At 71.1% G+C, this 14,691-nt stretch carries 15 protein-coding genes and 1 riboswitch; of the genes, 8 read left to right on the top strand and 7 right to left on the bottom strand.

Annotation, left to right across the window (positions count from 1 at the left end; translation table 11 throughout):
- Window positions 1–954 (top strand): ABC transporter substrate-binding protein, encoded by a 954-nt coding sequence (locus tag ACWCQS_RS02245; protein ID WP_451002711.1) that lies wholly within the window; start codon window positions 1–3, stop codon window positions 952–954.
- Between the two features lie 6 nt (window positions 955–960).
- Here the strand turns inward: ACWCQS_RS02245 and ACWCQS_RS02240 are convergent, their stop codons facing one another.
- Genes ACWCQS_RS02240 through ACWCQS_RS02230 form a run of 3 tightly spaced genes read right to left on the bottom strand, consistent with a single transcriptional unit; the run spans window position 961 to window position 2,629 of the window.
- The gene (locus ACWCQS_RS02240; protein ID WP_451002710.1) at window positions 961–1,683 is read right to left on the bottom strand and encodes an isocitrate lyase/PEP mutase family protein; all 723 of its coding nucleotides are present in this window, start codon (window positions 1,681–1,683) and stop codon (window positions 961–963) included.
- Window positions 1,680–2,123, bottom strand: a complete 444-nt coding sequence (locus ACWCQS_RS02235) for a carboxymuconolactone decarboxylase family protein (RefSeq protein WP_451002709.1) — start codon at window positions 2,121–2,123, stop codon at window positions 1,680–1,682. The genes ACWCQS_RS02240 and ACWCQS_RS02235 overlap by 4 nt, the downstream gene beginning before the upstream one ends.
- Window positions 2,120–2,629, bottom strand: coding sequence for a carboxymuconolactone decarboxylase family protein (locus ACWCQS_RS02230; protein WP_451002708.1), 510 nt, complete (start codon window positions 2,627–2,629; stop codon window positions 2,120–2,122). Before ACWCQS_RS02230 ends, ACWCQS_RS02235 begins: the two co-directional genes overlap by 4 nt.
- A gap of 47 nt (window positions 2,630–2,676) precedes the next feature.
- Here ACWCQS_RS02230 and pdxR point away from each other — a divergent pair, with 47 nt between their 5' ends.
- Window positions 2,677–4,071, top strand: coding sequence for a MocR-like pyridoxine biosynthesis transcription factor PdxR (gene pdxR, locus ACWCQS_RS02225; RefSeq protein ID WP_451002707.1), 1,395 nt, complete (start codon window positions 2,677–2,679; stop codon window positions 4,069–4,071).
- A gap of 289 nt (window positions 4,072–4,360) precedes the next feature.
- Here pdxR and ACWCQS_RS02220 read toward each other — a convergent pair whose 3' ends face one another.
- Window positions 4,361–5,191: a DMT family transporter gene (locus ACWCQS_RS02220; RefSeq protein ID WP_451003012.1), complete on the bottom strand. Its 831-nt coding sequence runs from the start codon at window positions 5,189–5,191 to the stop codon at window positions 4,361–4,363.
- Window positions 5,192–5,317: 126 nt separating this feature from the next.
- Between ACWCQS_RS02220 and ACWCQS_RS02215 the strand changes: the two genes are divergently transcribed.
- Together ACWCQS_RS02215 and ACWCQS_RS02210 are read left to right on the top strand one after the other, a co-directional pair.
- Entirely contained in the window at window positions 5,318–5,665 is a 348-nt protein-coding gene (locus tag ACWCQS_RS02215; protein ID WP_451002706.1) for a hypothetical protein, read from the top strand.
- A gap of 13 nt (window positions 5,666–5,678) precedes the next feature.
- The gene (locus tag ACWCQS_RS02210; RefSeq protein ID WP_451002705.1) at window positions 5,679–6,863 is read left to right on the top strand and encodes a glutathionylspermidine synthase family protein; all 1,185 of its coding nucleotides are present in this window, start codon (window positions 5,679–5,681) and stop codon (window positions 6,861–6,863) included.
- A 10-nt stretch (window positions 6,864–6,873) separates the two neighbouring features.
- On the opposite strand, the gene rocD is transcribed toward ACWCQS_RS02210, so the two are convergent.
- Window positions 6,874–8,079 carry an ornithine--oxo-acid transaminase gene (gene rocD, locus ACWCQS_RS02205; RefSeq protein WP_451002704.1) on the bottom strand — a complete coding sequence of 402 codons (1,206 nt, stop codon included), beginning with the start codon at window positions 8,077–8,079 and terminating at the stop codon, window positions 6,874–6,876.
- Between the two features lie 114 nt (window positions 8,080–8,193).
- A riboswitch (ZMP/ZTP riboswitch) is annotated at window positions 8,194–8,282 on the top strand.
- 30 nt (window positions 8,283–8,312) lie between these two features.
- Here rocD and ACWCQS_RS02200 point away from each other — a divergent pair.
- The 3 genes from ACWCQS_RS02200 (at window position 8,313) to ACWCQS_RS02190 (ending at window position 11,667) form a co-directional block, all read left to right on the top strand.
- A complete protein-coding gene (locus ACWCQS_RS02200) occupies window positions 8,313–9,764 on the top strand; it encodes a glycine hydroxymethyltransferase (protein ID WP_451002703.1) in 1,452 nt (483 codons plus the stop codon).
- 127 nt (window positions 9,765–9,891) lie between these two features.
- On the top strand, window positions 9,892–10,908 hold the full coding sequence (trpS, locus tag ACWCQS_RS02195) for a tryptophan--tRNA ligase (RefSeq protein WP_451002702.1): 1,017 nt from the start codon (window positions 9,892–9,894) through the stop codon (window positions 10,906–10,908).
- Window positions 10,909–11,085: 177 nt separating this feature from the next.
- Window positions 11,086–11,667, top strand: a complete 582-nt coding sequence (locus tag ACWCQS_RS02190; RefSeq protein ID WP_451002701.1) for a 2'-5' RNA ligase family protein — start codon at window positions 11,086–11,088, stop codon at window positions 11,665–11,667.
- Window positions 11,668–11,738: 71 nt separating this feature from the next.
- Here the strand turns inward: ACWCQS_RS02190 and ACWCQS_RS02185 are convergent, their stop codons facing one another.
- Complete coding sequence (locus tag ACWCQS_RS02185; protein ID WP_451002700.1) at window positions 11,739–12,479, bottom strand: decaprenylphospho-beta-D-erythro-pentofuranosid-2-ulose 2-reductase; 741 nt, start codon at window positions 12,477–12,479, stop codon at window positions 11,739–11,741.
- 115 nt (window positions 12,480–12,594) lie between these two features.
- Between ACWCQS_RS02185 and ACWCQS_RS02180 the strand changes: the two genes are divergently transcribed.
- A complete protein-coding gene (locus ACWCQS_RS02180; RefSeq protein WP_451002699.1) occupies window positions 12,595–13,515 on the top strand; it encodes a YihY/virulence factor BrkB family protein in 921 nt (306 codons plus the stop codon).
- On the opposite strand, the gene ACWCQS_RS02175 is transcribed toward ACWCQS_RS02180, so the two are convergent.
- Window positions 13,463–14,686, bottom strand: a complete 1,224-nt coding sequence (locus tag ACWCQS_RS02175; RefSeq protein ID WP_451002698.1) for a D-alanyl-D-alanine carboxypeptidase family protein — start codon at window positions 14,684–14,686, stop codon at window positions 13,463–13,465. The two genes, ACWCQS_RS02180 and ACWCQS_RS02175, sit on opposite strands and share 53 nt — an antisense overlap.
- Between the last annotated feature and the right edge of the window lie 5 nt (window positions 14,687–14,691).

Here is a 14,691-nt window from a genome sequence, read left to right as displayed (position 1 = left end):
ATGCGCGCACGTACGACACTCGCGGTGGGCTCGCTGCTGTTGCTGACGGTGACCGGCTGCGGCGCCGCCGACATGACCAAGCAGGCCAGCCCGTTCGCCAACGCCCGGGGCTCGAAGACCGTCACCCTGTCCGTGCAGTCCTGGGTGGGCGCGCAGTCCAACGTCGCCGTGGCCCAGTACCTCCTGGAGCACGAGCTCGGCTACCGCGTCGACACCGTCCAGGTCGACGAGGTGCCCGCCTGGGACGCGCTCAGCCAGGGCCGGGTCGACGCCATCCTGGAGGACTGGGGCCACCCGGACCAGGAGAAGCGGTACGTCGAGGACAAGAAGACGATTCGGCGGGGCGGCGGCCTCGGAGTGACCGGCCACATCGGCTGGTACGTCCCCACCTACCTGGCCAAGCAGCACCCGGACATCACGAACTGGAGGAACCTCGACAAGTACGCCCCCCTCTTCCGCACCGCGGAGAGCGGCGGCAAGGGCCAGCTGATGGACGGCTCCCCGTCGTACGTCACCAACGACAAGGCCCTGGTGAACAACCTGAAGCTCAACTACCAGGTCGTCTTCGCCGGATCCGAGGCCGCCCAGATCACCCAGATGAAACAGTTCGCCAAGCAGCACAAACCCTTCCTGACGTACTGGTACGCCCCCCAGTGGCTGTTCAAGAAGGTCCCCATGACGGAGGTGAAGCTGCCGCCCTACAAGGAAGGATGCGACGCGGACGCGGCGAAGGTCGCCTGCGCCTACCCGCACACCCCGCTGCAGAAGTACCTGAACGCCGGCTTCGCCAAGTCCGGCGGCAAGGCGGCGGCCTTCCTGAAGAAGTTCAGCTGGACGACCGAGGACCAGAACGAGGTCTCCCTGATGATCGCCGACCAGAAGCTCTCGCCCCAGGACGCGGCGAAGAGGTGGGTGGACAGCCACCCCGCCGTGTGGAAGCGGTGGCTGTCCTGAACCTCCTCACCCCTTGAGGACGTTGGCGATCTCCCGGACGCCGGTCATGGCCCGCCGCTGGAGCCCCGGTCCGAACGTGATGCGGGTGGCCCCGAGTTCGCCGAGTGCGGCGGGCGAGGGGCCGTCCGCGTCCAGCCGGGCCAGGGCGTTCAGCGGGCCCTGGATGCCGGCGCGGAGCAGGGGCAGTACGCCGGCGGGGGCGAGGATCGGGTAGATGCAGTCCGCGCCCGCCGCCACGTACAGCGCGGCCCGCTCGATGGCGCGCTCGGGATCGCCGTCCCCGCGGACGAAGACGTCGACCCGGGCGTTGACGAACAGCCGGTCGGCGGCGGCCGAGCGGACCTCGGCGAGGAACTCGGCCTGCTCGTGCGGGTCCTTGAGGACACCTCCGTGCGAGTCCTCGAGGTTGCAGCCGACGGCACCCGCCTCCAGCAGGCGTTCCACGATCTCCTTGGGCGCGAGTCCGTACCCGCTCTCGAGGTCCGCCGACACCGGGACGTCCACCGCCCGCGCGATCCGGGCGACCGCGGCGAACATCTCGTCGGCCGGGGTGGCGCCGTCCGCGTATCCGAGCGAGGCGGCCACGCCGTCGCTCGGCGTGGCCAGCGCCGGGAACCCGGCCTCCGCGAACACGCGTGCGCTGGCCGCGTCCCAGGGGCCGGGCAGGACCAGCGGGTCGCCCTGAGGACGCTTGAGATGCAGGGCGCGGAAGACGTCGGCCTTGCTCATGGCTGGTAACCCCCTGGTGCGGTACGGCGGCTGACCATGATCCGGTTCCAGCCGTTGATGGCGGTGATCAGGGCGATGAGGTGGGCCAGCTCGGCCTCCCCGAAGTGCTTGGCGGCCGTCTCGTACACCCCGTCCGGCACGAAGCCCTCGGTCAGCACGGTGACCGCCTCCGTCAGCGCCAGCGCGGCCCGCTCCCGCTCGCTGTAGAGATCCTCGGCCTCCTCCCAGGCGGCCAGGAGCTGGATCCGGTCCTCCGACTCGCCGTTCCTCCGGGCCAGCCGCAGATGCATGTCCAGGCAGAACGCGCAGTGGTTGAGCTGCGAGGCCCGGATCATCACCAGCTCGGCGAGGACCGGATCACCGAGCCCCTTCTTCGCGGCCGCGCTGAGCGCGGACATCGCCTGGCCGACCTTCGGGTCCAGCAGCTGGGTACGGCTCACTTGTGCTGCCCCGGCTGGTAGTGGCCGGGCACCGCGCGGGTGGTGACACCGAACCGGTTCCAGGCGTTGATCACCGTGATCGCGGCGATCAGCTGGGCCAGCTCGGCCTCCTCGAAGTGCTTGGCGGCCTTCTCGTACACCTCGTCCGGCACAAACCCGTCCGTCAGCACGGTGATCGCCTCGGTCAGCTCGATCGCCGCCAGTTCCTTCGCGGTGTAGAAGTGCTTCGACTCCTCCCAGGCGCTGAGCTGCACGATCCGCTGGACGCTCTCGCCGGCCGCCAGCGCGTCCTTCGTGTGCATGTCCAGGCACAGGGCGCAGTGGTTGATCTGCGAGGCGCGGATCTTCACCAGCTCGTACAGCGTGGGGTCCAGTCCCTGCCGGGCCGCCGCGTCGAGCCGGATCATCGCCTTGAACACCTCGGGGGCTTGTTCGGCCCAGTTCATGCGGGGGGTGTGCTCGGGGACGTACTCGACGGTCTTCTCGGTGCTGGTCTCTGTGCTCATGCCCTCGACCCTATGAGCGAGGCAGCCCAGGAGTATGGTCCATTCATATGGCGAAACCTTGGGCCACTCTGGGCGTCGACCTGCACCTCGAACCGGCCGGCTCCGGCGGGCTGCGCCGGGGCCTGACCGACGCCCTGCGCGAGGCCGTCCGCACCGGTCGCCTCGCCCCCGGCACCCGGCTGCCCTCCTCCCGCTCCCTCGCCGCCGACCTCGGCATCGCCCGCAACACCGTCGCCGAGACGTACGCGGACCTGGTGGCGGAGGGCTGGCTCACCGCCCGGCAGGGCTCGGGCACCCGCGTGGCGGAGCTGGCGGCGACTCCGCCCTCCGGCAGGAGCGCGCGACCCCGCCACCGGGAGCCCGACCGGTCGACGTACAGCCTTCTCCCTGGCGCCCCCGACCTCGCCGCCTTCCCGCGCACCGAGTGGCTCAGGGCCGCCCGCCGCGCCCTCGCCGCCGCCCCCTACGACGCCCTCGGCTACGGCGACTCGCGGGGCAGGTCCGAACTGCGCACCGCCCTCGCCGGGTACCTCGCACGGGTACGCGGCGTCCGCACCGACCCGGAGCGGGTGCTGATCACCTCCGGTTTCGCCCACGCCCTGCGGATCGCCGGCACGCTGCTCGGGGCGCGCGGCGTGCGGACGGTGGCGGTCGAGTCGTACGGCCTCGACGCGTACTGGGACCTGCTCCAGCGGTCCGGACTGGCCACACCGGCCCTCCCGTACGACGAACTCGGCACCGACACACGGGCGTTGGGCGGACAGGGCGCGGTCATGCTGACCCCGGCCCATCAGTTCCCCATGGGCACGCCCCTGCACCCCGACCGGCGGGCCGCCGTCGTGGACTGGGCGCGGCGCACCGGCGGGCTGATCCTGGAGGACGACTACGACGGCGAGTTCCGCTACGACCGCCAGCCCGTCGGCGCCCTCCAGAGCCTCGACCCCGATCGCGTGATCTACTTCGGCACCGCCAGCAAGTCCCTGGCCCCCGGACTGCGACTGGGCTGGATGGTGCTGCCGCCGTCCCTGGCGGAGGAGGCGGCCTCGGCCAAGGGCGGCACCGACACGGTGGGGGTGCTGGAGCAGCTCACCCTCGCCGAGTTCATCACCTCCGGCGCGTACGACCGCCACGTCCGCTCCTCCCGCCTGCGCTACCGGCGCCGCCGCGACGCCCTCGCCGCCGCCGTCTCCGCTCGCGCCCCCGAGGTGACGGTCACCGGCATCGCCGCCGGCCTGCACGCGGTGCTGCAGTTGCCGGCCGGCCTGGAACAGTCGGTGATCCAGGCCGCGACCTGGCAGGGCCTGGCGCTGCACGGCCTCGCCCGCTACCGCCACGAGGAGGCTGTCGCCGAGCCGTTGGACGCGCTGGTCGTGGGATACGCGACCCCACCGGACAGCGCGTGGGCGGGGGCGCTGGAGGCGTTGTGCAGGGCGCTGCCGTAGGAACCGGGCCGGAAAACCACTCAGCGGTGAGCCGGTATTGCGATCGCCGTTTCCGGTGAAGTGCCGTCAGACACACCGGAGGGCCCCCGCGCACACAGACGTATAGCAAAAATAAGTGGTCGATCGCGACACTAAAACAGCGTCAGATGGGGAGACAACGTGACCATCGCCATATGTATTTCACTAAACCGCCACGACGGGTTCACGGTCTGCAGGGGATGTATTGCCAAAAAAGGGGCGGCCGTTTCCCGGCCGCCCCGCACTCCTCGTCCTTGAACGTGCAGCCCGTTCAGGCGGGCTGCTCCTCCGCGGGTGCCTCTCCGAATCGGGCCAGCAGCAACGCGCCCGCCACGGCCACGGCGAACCCGAGCACGGCCAGCCAGGTCAGCCCCTCCCGCGTACGGTCTCCCAGCCACACCACCCCCACCGCCGCCGGCCCGATCGTCTCCCCGATCACCATCCCGGCGGTCGCCGTGGTCACCGAGCCCCGCTGCAGAGCCGACGTCAGCAGCATGAACGCGGCGCCGCCCCCGATCAGCAGCGCGTAGGTCGCCGGGTTGGTCAGAAGATCCGTCGGCGCCAGGCTGTCGATCAGCCGGACCGACACCTCCACCACCCCGAACCCGAACCCCGCCCCGAGCCCGAGCGCCAGCGCCCGCGCCGGACCGCTCAGCCGGCCGCCCGCGAGGGCGAGCAGCAGTATCCCGACCGCCACGGCGAGCATCACGTACGCCAACGCCTGCGAGCCGCCCTGCCTGCCCTCCGGCCCGGACGCCAGCCCCAGCATCGCGAGCCCGGCACACACCACGGCCACCGCGCTCCACTCCGTGCCGCTCAGCCGCACCCGCAGCAGGCGCGCCGCGACCACCGCGGTCACCGCCAGGCTCGACGCAAGGGCGGCACTCACGGCGTAGATCGGCAGAGACCGCAGCGCCGCGATCTGGAACAGGAAGCCGAGCCCGTCCAGCGCCAGTCCGGCGATGTACCGCCACTGTCTGAGCGCCCGCAGCAGCAGTGCCGCCTCGCCGCCACCCCCGTCCGCGCCCGCCGCCCGCGCGGCCACCGCCTGCAACACCGTCGCGGTGCCGAAGCAGACCGCCGCGCCAAGGGCGCACACCATTCCAAAGACCACAAAGGGACTCTAGGAGAGGGCCGAGGCGGCAACCCACTGCGGCCTGTCCTCTTACCGTTCTCTAGGCTGAACCGACAGTCCTACGAACAGGCGAACACGCGGGGGAGCACCACGATGGAGAACACGCGCCGCCGACTGCGCTCCGGCACGGTCGTCCTCGGCGGCATGGGCCTGCTGGCCGCCGCCCTCACCGCCTGCTCCTCCGACCCGGACAAGCGCTGCGTCGACCGCGACAGCTACACCTACGGCAAGGGCTACAAGGTCGTCTCCGACAAGAACTGCAAGACGTCCTCCCTCAAGACCTCGGTCGACGGCGGCTGGTACTACGGCGGCAAGAAGAAGGGCTCCTGGGTGAGCGGCGGCTCCTTCACCAGGCCCAGGTCGGGTCCGGGCGGCAGCCACGGCGGCACCGGAGTCCACCGCGGTGGCTTCGGCGGCGGCCACCACAGCTCCGGCGGCTGACCGGCACCGGCCCATGGAACGCCGTACCACCGCCCCCCGCCCCGGCTGGCAGCGGACCGTCGAGGAGCAGGGGCTCGTCTACCCCCTGACCCGCCACCCCGACGGCTCCCTGCGCCCCTACTGGGACGAGAGCGCCTACTACGTCTTCACCCTGGACGAGATCGAGGCGCTGGAGGAGACCGTCGAGGAACTGCACCGCATGTGTCTCGTGGCCGCCGAGCACATCGTGGCCGAGGGCCGGCTCGCCGACCTCGGCATCACCGACCCGGGCGTGGCCGCCGCCGTCACCGAGGCCTGGCGGCGCCGCTCCGAACTCCCCTCCGTCTACGGCCGGTTCGACCTCCGCTACGACGGCACCGGCCCGGCCAAGCTGCTGGAGTACAACGCCGACACCCCGACCTCACTGGTGGAGGCCGCCTCCCCCCAGTGGTTCTGGATGGAGGACCGCTTTCCCGGCGCCGACCAGTGGAACTCCCTGCACGAACGCCTCGTCGAGGCCTGGCGGACCCAGGCCGCGCTCCTTCCTCCCGGCAGCCCCCTGCACTTCGCGCACTCCTCGGCCGACGAGCTCGGGGAGGACCTGATGACGGTCGCCTATCTGAAGGAGACCGCCGAGCAGGCCGGCCTCGACACCGACTGGCTGTCCATGGAGGAGATCGGCTGGGACACCCTCTCCGGCCGCTTCGTGGACAACCAACTCCGGTTCATCCGCAGCATCTTCAAGCTCTACCCCTGGGAGTGGCTGACCACCGACGCCTTCGGCGGGCATGTCCTCGCCACCCTCGACAACGGCGGCGGCACCGGCAGCACCCTGTGGATCGAACCCGCCTGGAAGATGTTGCTCAGCAACAAGGCCCTGCTGGCGATCCTCTGGGAGCTGTACCCCGGCCATCCCAACCTCCTCCCCGCCTACCTCGACGGCCCCCGCGAGCTGGCCTCCGCGCCCGGCTACGTCGCCAAACCCCTGCTCGGCCGCGAGGGCGAGGGCGTCACCGTGCACCGGCCGGGCGCCCCGGCCGTACTCCGCGACGAGCCCTGCTGCTACCAGCAGCTCGCCCCGCTGCCCGCCTTCGACGGCAACCATGTCGTCCTCGGCGCCTGGGTCGTCCGGGACGAGCCCGCCGGCCTCGGCATCCGCGAGTCCGCCGGCCTGATCACCGACGAGTACGCCCGCTTCCTGCCCCATGTGATCCTCTGACCCCCCGCGCTCAGCCGCTCAGCACCGCCCGGAACTGCTCCAGCCCCCAGTCCAGGTCCTCCTCGCTGATCACCAGCGGCGGAGCGATCCGTACCGTGGCGCTGTGGGTGTCCTTCACCAGCACCCCCCGGTCCATCAGCCGCTCCGAGACCTCCCTCCCCGTGCCCACCCTCCGCGCGATGTCCACGCCCGCCCACAGCCCGCGCCCGCGCACCGCCGTCACCGCGCCCGTGTCCAGCAGCGCCCCCAGCGCCCGGTGCATCCGCTCGCCCAACTCGGCCGCCCGGGCCTGGAACTCGCCCGTGCGCAGCATCGCGATCACCTCCAGCGCCACCGCGCAGGCCAGCGGATTCCCGCCGAACGTCGACCCGTGCTCGTTCGGCCGGAACACCCCGAGCACCTCCGCGCTCGACACCACCGCCGACACCGGCACGATCCCGCCGCCCAGCGCCTTGCCCAGCACATACATGTCCGGGACCACCCCCTCGTGCTCGCACGCGAAGGTCCGCCCGGTGCGGCCGAGACCCGACTGGACCTCGTCGGCGACGAACAGCACGTTCCGCTCGCGGGTCAGCTCCCGGACCGCGGGGAGATATCCGGCCGGCGGCACGATCACTCCGTTCTCGCCCTGGATCGGCTCCAGCAGCACCGCGACGGTGTTCTCCGTCAGCGCCTGACCCATCGCCGTCAGATCGCCGTACGGCACGATCTCGAACCCCGGCGTGTACGGCCCGAAGTCCGCCCGGGCCTCCGGGTCGGTGGAGAAGCTGATGATCGTCGTCGTACGCCCGTGGAAGTTGCCGCCCGCGACCACGATCTTCGCCATCTCCGCGGGCACCCCCTTCACCCGGTAGCCCCATTTCCGGGCCGTCTTCACCGCGCTCTCCACCGCCTCGGCGCCGGTGTTCACGGGCAGCACCATCTCCATCCCGCACAGCTCGGCCAGCTCCGTGCAGAACGCCGCGAACCGGTCGTGCAGAAAGGCGCGGGACGTCAGCGTCACCCGCTCCAGCTGGGCCTTCGCCGCCTCGATCAGCCGCCGGTTGCCGTGCCCGAAGTTCAGCGCCGAGTAACCGGCCAGCAGATCCAGATACCGCCGCCCCTCCACATCCGTCATCCACGCGCCCTCCGCCGTGGCCACGACGACCGGCAGCGGACGGTAGGTGGGAGCACAGTGCGCCTCGGCGGCGCTGATGAGGTCTTCTGCAGCGGTCATGGCCTCTCCCGGATCCGACGAGAACACTTCGGGAACACGACGGTGACCTCTTTCCTATCGTCGCTCGCATGGTGGACGCGGGACCTGCGCCGTACGGCTCGCCCGGTAGGCTGATCAGCGGGTCGTGACTGGCGCGCTTGGGATGGGACGGACCATCGGGGAGCGGCCCCAGCGGGAAAGTGCCGTGCGCCTGGGCCGAACGTGAACGCTGTACACGCCGTCCGGAGGTCCTCATGCCAGAGCAGCAGTCCCTCTCCACCGAGTCCACCGCCTTCCGCGCCGCCCTCGACGTCATCCGCGCCGTGGAACCGCGCGTCGCCGACGCCATCGGCCAGGAGGTCGCCGACCAGCGCCAGATGCTCAAGCTGATCGCCTCCGAGAACTACGCCTCCCCGGCCACCCTGCTGGCGATGGGCAACTGGTTCAGCGACAAGTACGCCGAGGGCACCGTCGGCCGCCGCTTCTACGCCGGCTGCCGCAACGTCGACACCGTGGAGGCCCTGGCCGCCGAGCACGCCCGCGAACTCTTCGGCGCCCGCCACGCCTACGTCCAGCCGCACTCCGGCATCGACGCCAACCTCGTCGCCTTCTGGGCCGTCCTCGCCGACCGGGTCGAGGCGCCCTTCCTGGAGAAGACCGGCGCCCGCCAGGTCAACGACCTGACCGAGGCCGACTGGGCCGAGCTGCGGCAGGCCTTCGGCAACCAGCGCATGCTCGGCATGTCCCTGGACGCCGGCGGCCACCTCACCCACGGCTTCCGCCCGAACATCTCCGGCAAGATGTTCGACCAGCGCTCCTACGGCACCGACCCGGCCACTGGCCTGATCGACTACGACGCCCTGCGCGCCCAGGCTCGCGAGTTCAAGCCGCTGATCATCGTCGCCGGCTACTCGGCCTACCCCCGTCTGGTGAACTTCCGCGTCATGCGCGAGATCGCCGACGAGGTCGGCGCGACCCTGATGGTCGACATGGCGCACTTCGCGGGCCTCGTCGCCGGCAAGGTCCTCACCGGCGACTTCGACCCGATCCCGCACGCCCAGATCGTCACCACCACCACCCACAAGTCGCTGCGCGGCCCGCGCGGCGGCATGGTCCTGTGCGACGACTCCCTCAAGGACCAGGTCGACCGCGGCTGCCCGATGGTCCTCGGCGGCCCGCTGCCGCACGTCATGGCCGCCAAGGCCGTCGCCCTCGCCGAGGCGCGGCAGCCCGCCTTCCAGGACTACGCCCAGCGCATCGTCGACAACTCCCGCGCCCTGGCCGAGGGCCTGATGCGGCGCGGCGCCACCCTGGTCACCGGCGGCACGGACAACCACCTCAACCTGATCGACGTCGCCACCTCCTACGGGCTCACCGGCCGCCAGGCCGAAGCGGCCCTCCTCGACTCGGGCATCGTCACCAACCGCAACGCCATCCCGGCCGACCCCAACGGCGCCTGGTACACCTCCGGCATCCGCATCGGCACGCCGGCCCTGACCACCCGCGGCCTCGGCACCGCCGAGATGGACGAGGTGGCGGGCCTGATCGACCGCGTCCTCACCACCACCGAGGCGGGCACCACCAAGTCGGGTGCCCCGTCCAAGGCGGCCCACGTCCTGGACGAGAAGGTCGCCCAGGAAATCGCCGGGCGGGCGACGGACCTGGTGGCGGGCTTCCCGCTGTATCCGCAGGTCGACCTCGGCTGAAGCGCCCTGGAAGGGGCGGCGGGGCTGCATTCGACATGCGGCTCCGCCGCGCGGGCGCGAGGAACCACGGACCACGCGCAGTTGCCCTCGCACAGAACCCCCCGTGCTCTCTGCGACAATGAAAAACATGGCCACTGCTGACCGCCCCCGCGTGCTCTCCGGCATCCAGCCCACCGCCGGCTCGTTCCACCTCGGCAACTACCTCGGCGCCGTCCGCCAGTGGGTGGCCCTGCAGGAGACCCACGACGCGTTCTACATGGTCGTCGACCTGCACGCGATCACGGTCCCGCAGGACCCGAAGGAGCTGCGCGGCAACACCCGGCTCGCCGCCGCGCAGCTGCTGGCCGCCGGTCTGGACCCGGACCGCTGCACCCTCTTCGTCCAGAGCCACGTCCCCGAGCACGCCCAGCTCGCCTGGATCATGAACTGCCTCACCGGTTTCGGCGAGGCCAGCCGCATGACCCAGTTCAAGGACAAGTCCGCCAAGCAGGGCGCCGACCGCGCCTCCGTCGGCCTGTTCACCTACCCGATCCTCCAGGTCGCCGACATCCTCCTCTACCAGGCGAACGAGGTGCCGGTCGGCGAGGACCAGCGCCAGCACATCGAGCTGACCCGCGACCTGGCCGAGCGCTTCAACGGCCGCTTCGGGCAGACGTTCACCATCCCGTCGCCGTACATCCTCAAGGAGACGGCGAAGATCTACGACCTGCAGGAACCGTCGATCAAGATGAGCAAGTCGGCGTCCACGCCGAAGGGCCTCATCAATCTGCTCGACGAGCCGAAGACCACCGCCAAGAAGGTCAAGAGCGCCGTCACCGACACCGACACCGTGATCCGCTACGACACGGAGAACAAGCCGGGCGTGTCGAACCTCCTCACCATCTACTCCACGCTCACCGGCAAGTCGATCGCCGACCTGGAGCGGGAGTACGAGGGCAAGATGTACGGCGCCCTCAAGACGGACCTGGCCGAGGTCATGGTCGAGTTCGTGACGCCGTTCCGGGAGCGCACCCAGCAGTACCTGGACGACTCCGAGACGCTCGACTCGATCCTCGCCAAGGGCGCGGAGAAGGCGCGCGCGGTCGCCGCGGAGACCCTCGCGCAGGCGTACGAGCGCGTCGGTTTCCTGCCGGCGAAGCACTGAGCACGTACGGACCGGCACACAGTCGCACGGACCGGCGCTGAGGCGCACGACCGTACACACGTCCTACGGGGCAGAGCGCTGCACATCACTTCCGCCGCGCCTGCCCACAGGGCGGCCATAGCCGTACAGTCGATAGCCGACGGACGAGACAAAAACAGACACACGACAGGAGACGACGTGGGGACCGTAACGATCGGCGTCTCGATCGCGGTCCCGGAGCCTCACGGCAGCCTGCTCCAGGAGCGGCGCGCGGGCTTCGGCGACGCCGCGGCTCACGGTATCCCCACGCATGTCACGCTGCTGCCGCCGACCGAGGTCGACGAGAGCGAGCTGCCGGCCGTCGAGGCGCACCTCACCGAGGTCGCCGCGGCCGGGCGGCCGTTCCCGATGCGACTGTCCGGCACGGGCACGTTCCGTCCGCTGTCCCCGGTGGTCTACGTCCGTGTCGTCCAGGGCGCCGAGGACTGCACCCTGCTGCAGCAGCGCGTGCGGGACGCTTCCGGGCCGGTGGCGCGTGAGCTGCAGTTCCCGTACCACCCGCATGTCACCGTCGCGCACGGCATCGACGACGAAGCGATGGACCGCGCGTTCGAGGAACTGGCCGGATTCGACGCGCAGTGGCCGTGCACGGGGTTCGCGCTCTACGAGCAGGGCGCCGACGGGGTGTGGCGCAAGTTGCGGGAGTACACGTTCGGGGGATCCGTGGTCCCGCCGCAGGCCGGTGCGCTCCGTGGGGTGGGCCGCAGCGCGGTGTCGTAGGCCCTGCCGTCAACTTCCCGCCTGCTCGGCGGGCGGACGACGGGAATGTGACGACAGGGCCTGGCAAGCCCTCAGACGGGCAGCCGTCGGAACAGCGCCCTCGGCAGGTGCCGCAGCGCCGCCATCACCAGCCGCAGCGCCCCCGGCACCCACACCACCTCCGACCGCCTGCGCAAGCCCAGTTCGATCGCCGTGGCCACCGCCTCCGGGGTCGTCGAAAGCAGCCCCTCGCCCCTGACGTACCCGGGCCGCACGACCATGACGTGCACGCCCGTGCCGTGCAGGGCGTCGCCGAGGCCCTGGGCGAAGGTGTCGAGGCCGGCCTTGCTGGAGCCGTAGATGAAGTCGGCCCGGCGGGCCCGCTCGCCGGCGACGGAGGACAGCACCACGAGGGAGCCGTGCCCCTGGGTCTGCAGCGCGCGGCCGGCGACCAGGCCGGCGGAGACGGCTCCGGTGTAGTTGGTCCGGGCGACCTGGACGGCCCGTACCGGCTCACGTTCGTCGTGGGCCTGGTCGCCGAGGATGCCGAAGGCCAGCAGCACCATGTCGATGTCGCCCTCGGCGAAGACCTTGCCGAGGACGGCCTCGTGGGACTCGGGGTCGAGGGCGTCGAAGGCGACGGTGCGGGTGTCCGCGCCGAGCGCGCGCAGACTCTCGGCGGCCTGTTCCAGGGCCGGTGACGGGCGGCCCGCGAGCCACACCGTGCGGGTGCGGCGGGCGATCAGCCGGCGCGTGGCGGCCAGCGCGATCTCGGACGTGCCGCCGAGGACGAGCAGGGACTGGGGGAGGCCGAAGGCGGTGTCTCCAGGCATGCCGTTGACCGTATCGTCCCTATATGAGGGATTGTTACTGAACATTCGCCCGCTCCACACAATGGGTGATTAGTGGGATGTCTTACGAGCGCGCGGTCGGGGGCAGGAACGGATCATGGACTGGCTGAAGAGACTCCCCGGCATCGGGCCGCTCGTGGTCCGGCTGATGGAGACGCACGCGTGGCACTGTTACGAACGGCTGGACCGGGTGAAGTGGACGCGGCTGGCCGCCGCCATGACGTTCATCAGCTTCGTGGCGCTGTTCCCGCTGCTCACCCTGGTCGCCGCGGTCAGCGCGGCCACGCTCAGCCCGGACCGCCAGAAGACCGTCGAGCACAAGATCGCCGAGCAGTTCCCCGGCGTCGTCTCCAGCCAACTGGACCTCACCTCGCTCGTCCACAACGCCGGTACCGTCGGCGTCATCGCGGGCGCCGTGCTGCTGCTCACCGGCATCGGCTGGGTCGGCCAGACCCGGGACTGTCTGCGCGCGGTGTGGGAGCTGCCGGACCAGCAGCAGAACCCGGTGGTGGCCAAGGCCAAGGATGCCGGCATCCTGCTCGGCCTCGGCGGGTCCCTGCTGATCACGCTCGCCGCGTCCACGCTCGCCTCGGCCGCCGTCGGCGTCGTGTCGCGCAACCTCGGCCTGGCCGAGCACGGCTGGGGCAGTGTGCTGCTGCGGATCGCCGCGTTCGCCGTCGCCGTGCTCGGCGACTTCCTCGTCCTGCTCTACGTCCTGACCCTGCTGCCCGGTGTCGAGCCGCCGCGCCGCCGCCTGGTGGTGGCCGCACTGCTCGGCGCGGTCGGCTTCGAACTGCTGAAACTGCTGCTCAGCGGCTATATCCAGGGAGTCGCCGCGAAGAGCATGTACGGCGCGTTCGGCGTCCCCGTGGCGCTGCTGCTGTGGATCAACTTCACCGCGAAACTGATCCTGTTCTGCGCCTCCTGGACGGCGACGGACAGCACGGAGGCCGAAGGCGCCGACGTCACGGACGTGGCCGGCGGCGCATCAGGTCCGGCAGCGGCCACCGGCGATTGATCAGGAACGCCGCGCCCGCGAGCAGCACCAGCACCCCGCCCGTGATGGCCGCGGCGGTGCCGATGCCCGAGCCGGAGCCGGTGGTGGCACCCGCCACCGGCTTGGCGCCGGAGCCGTCGCCGCCCGTGGAGTTCCCGGCGGAGGTGCCGGCCCCCGGGCTCGGCAGGGCGCTCTTCGGCGGTACCAGCTCACCCACCGGCCTGACCTTGCCGGCCGCCTGGAAGCCCCAGTCGAACAGCTTGGCGGTCTCCTTGTAGACCTCGTTGTGCGCGCGCTTCTCCGGGTGCATCACGGTGACGAGCAGCACCCGGCCGCCCCGCTCGGCGACCCCGGTGAAGGTGGCGCCCGCGTTGGTGGTGTTGCCGTTCTTCACGCCCGCGATGCCCTGGTAGACGGGCACGTCGCTGTCGCCGCTCAGCAGTCGGTTGGTGTTGCGGATCTCGCCCGACTCGAACCTGGCGCTGACGGTCGAGCAGTAGTCGCGGAAGTCCTTCTTCTGCAGCCCGGACCGGGCGAACAGCGTCAGGTCGTACGCCGACGACAGCTGCCCCGGCTCGTCGTAGCCGTCGGGCGAGACCACGTGCGTGTCCAGGGCCTGCAGTTCGTCGGCGTGGTCCTGCATGTCCTTGACGGTCTGCGGGACACCGTGGTTCATCGCGGCCAGTGTGTGCACGGCGTCGTTGCCCGAGCGCAGGAAGACCCCGAGCCACAGGTCGTGGACGGAGTAGGTGTGCCCCTCCTTTATCCCGACCACGCTGGAGCCGGCGCCCATGCCCGCGAGGTCGGACGGCGCCACCTTGTGCCTCTCGTCCCTCGGGAAGCGGGGCAGCAGGGTGTCCGCGAACAGCATCTTCAGCGTGCTCGCCGGGGGCAGCCGCCAGTGCGCGTTGTGCGCGGCGAGCACCTGGCCGGACTCGGCGTCGGTGACGATCCATGACCGCGCGGTGAGGTCCTTCGGCAGTACCGGGACATCGGGCGCGAGATCGACCTGCGTGCCGGGCTGCCCCAGCCGCTCGCCGCCCACGGTCGACATATGAGCCGGGGGGGTGGCCGCCGGGCTCGTGGAGGGGGCCGGGGCGGCGAGGGCGGCGGGCGCGGTGACGGAGAGGGACAGCAGGGTGGCGGAGGTGGCCAGCAGCGATCGCGGGCCGATCTTCTTCGGAGCAAGCACGGTCG

Source organism: Streptomyces sp. NPDC002076 (assembly GCF_053593835.1).
The sequence above is the reverse complement of the archived record's forward strand: the minus strand, read 5'-3'. Positions and strand labels throughout refer to the sequence as shown.

Coding starts and splice junctions, on each gene's coding strand:
- ACWCQS_RS02245 (WP_451002711.1), top strand. CDS start 1: ATGCGCGCACGTACGACACTCGCGGTGGGCTCGCTGCTGTTGCTGACG.
- ACWCQS_RS02240 (WP_451002710.1), bottom strand. CDS start 1,683: ATGAGCAAGGCCGACGTCTTCCGCGCCCTGCATCTCAAGCGTCCTCAG.
- ACWCQS_RS02230 (WP_451002708.1), bottom strand. CDS start 2,629: ATGAGCACAGAGACCAGCACCGAGAAGACCGTCGAGTACGTCCCCGAG.
- pdxR (WP_451002707.1), top strand. CDS start 2,677: ATGGCGAAACCTTGGGCCACTCTGGGCGTCGACCTGCACCTCGAACCG.
- ACWCQS_RS02220 (WP_451003012.1), bottom strand. CDS start 5,191: ATGGTGTGCGCCCTTGGCGCGGCGGTCTGCTTCGGCACCGCGACGGTG.
- ACWCQS_RS02215 (WP_451002706.1), top strand. CDS start 5,318: ATGGAGAACACGCGCCGCCGACTGCGCTCCGGCACGGTCGTCCTCGGC.
- ACWCQS_RS02210 (WP_451002705.1), top strand. CDS start 5,679: ATGGAACGCCGTACCACCGCCCCCCGCCCCGGCTGGCAGCGGACCGTC.
- rocD (WP_451002704.1), bottom strand. CDS start 8,079: ATGACCGCTGCAGAAGACCTCATCAGCGCCGCCGAGGCGCACTGTGCT.
- ACWCQS_RS02200 (WP_451002703.1), top strand. CDS start 8,313: ATGCCAGAGCAGCAGTCCCTCTCCACCGAGTCCACCGCCTTCCGCGCC.
- trpS (WP_451002702.1), top strand. CDS start 9,892: ATGGCCACTGCTGACCGCCCCCGCGTGCTCTCCGGCATCCAGCCCACC.
- ACWCQS_RS02185 (WP_451002700.1), bottom strand. CDS start 12,479: ATGCCTGGAGACACCGCCTTCGGCCTCCCCCAGTCCCTGCTCGTCCTC.
- ACWCQS_RS02180 (WP_451002699.1), top strand. CDS start 12,595: ATGGACTGGCTGAAGAGACTCCCCGGCATCGGGCCGCTCGTGGTCCGG.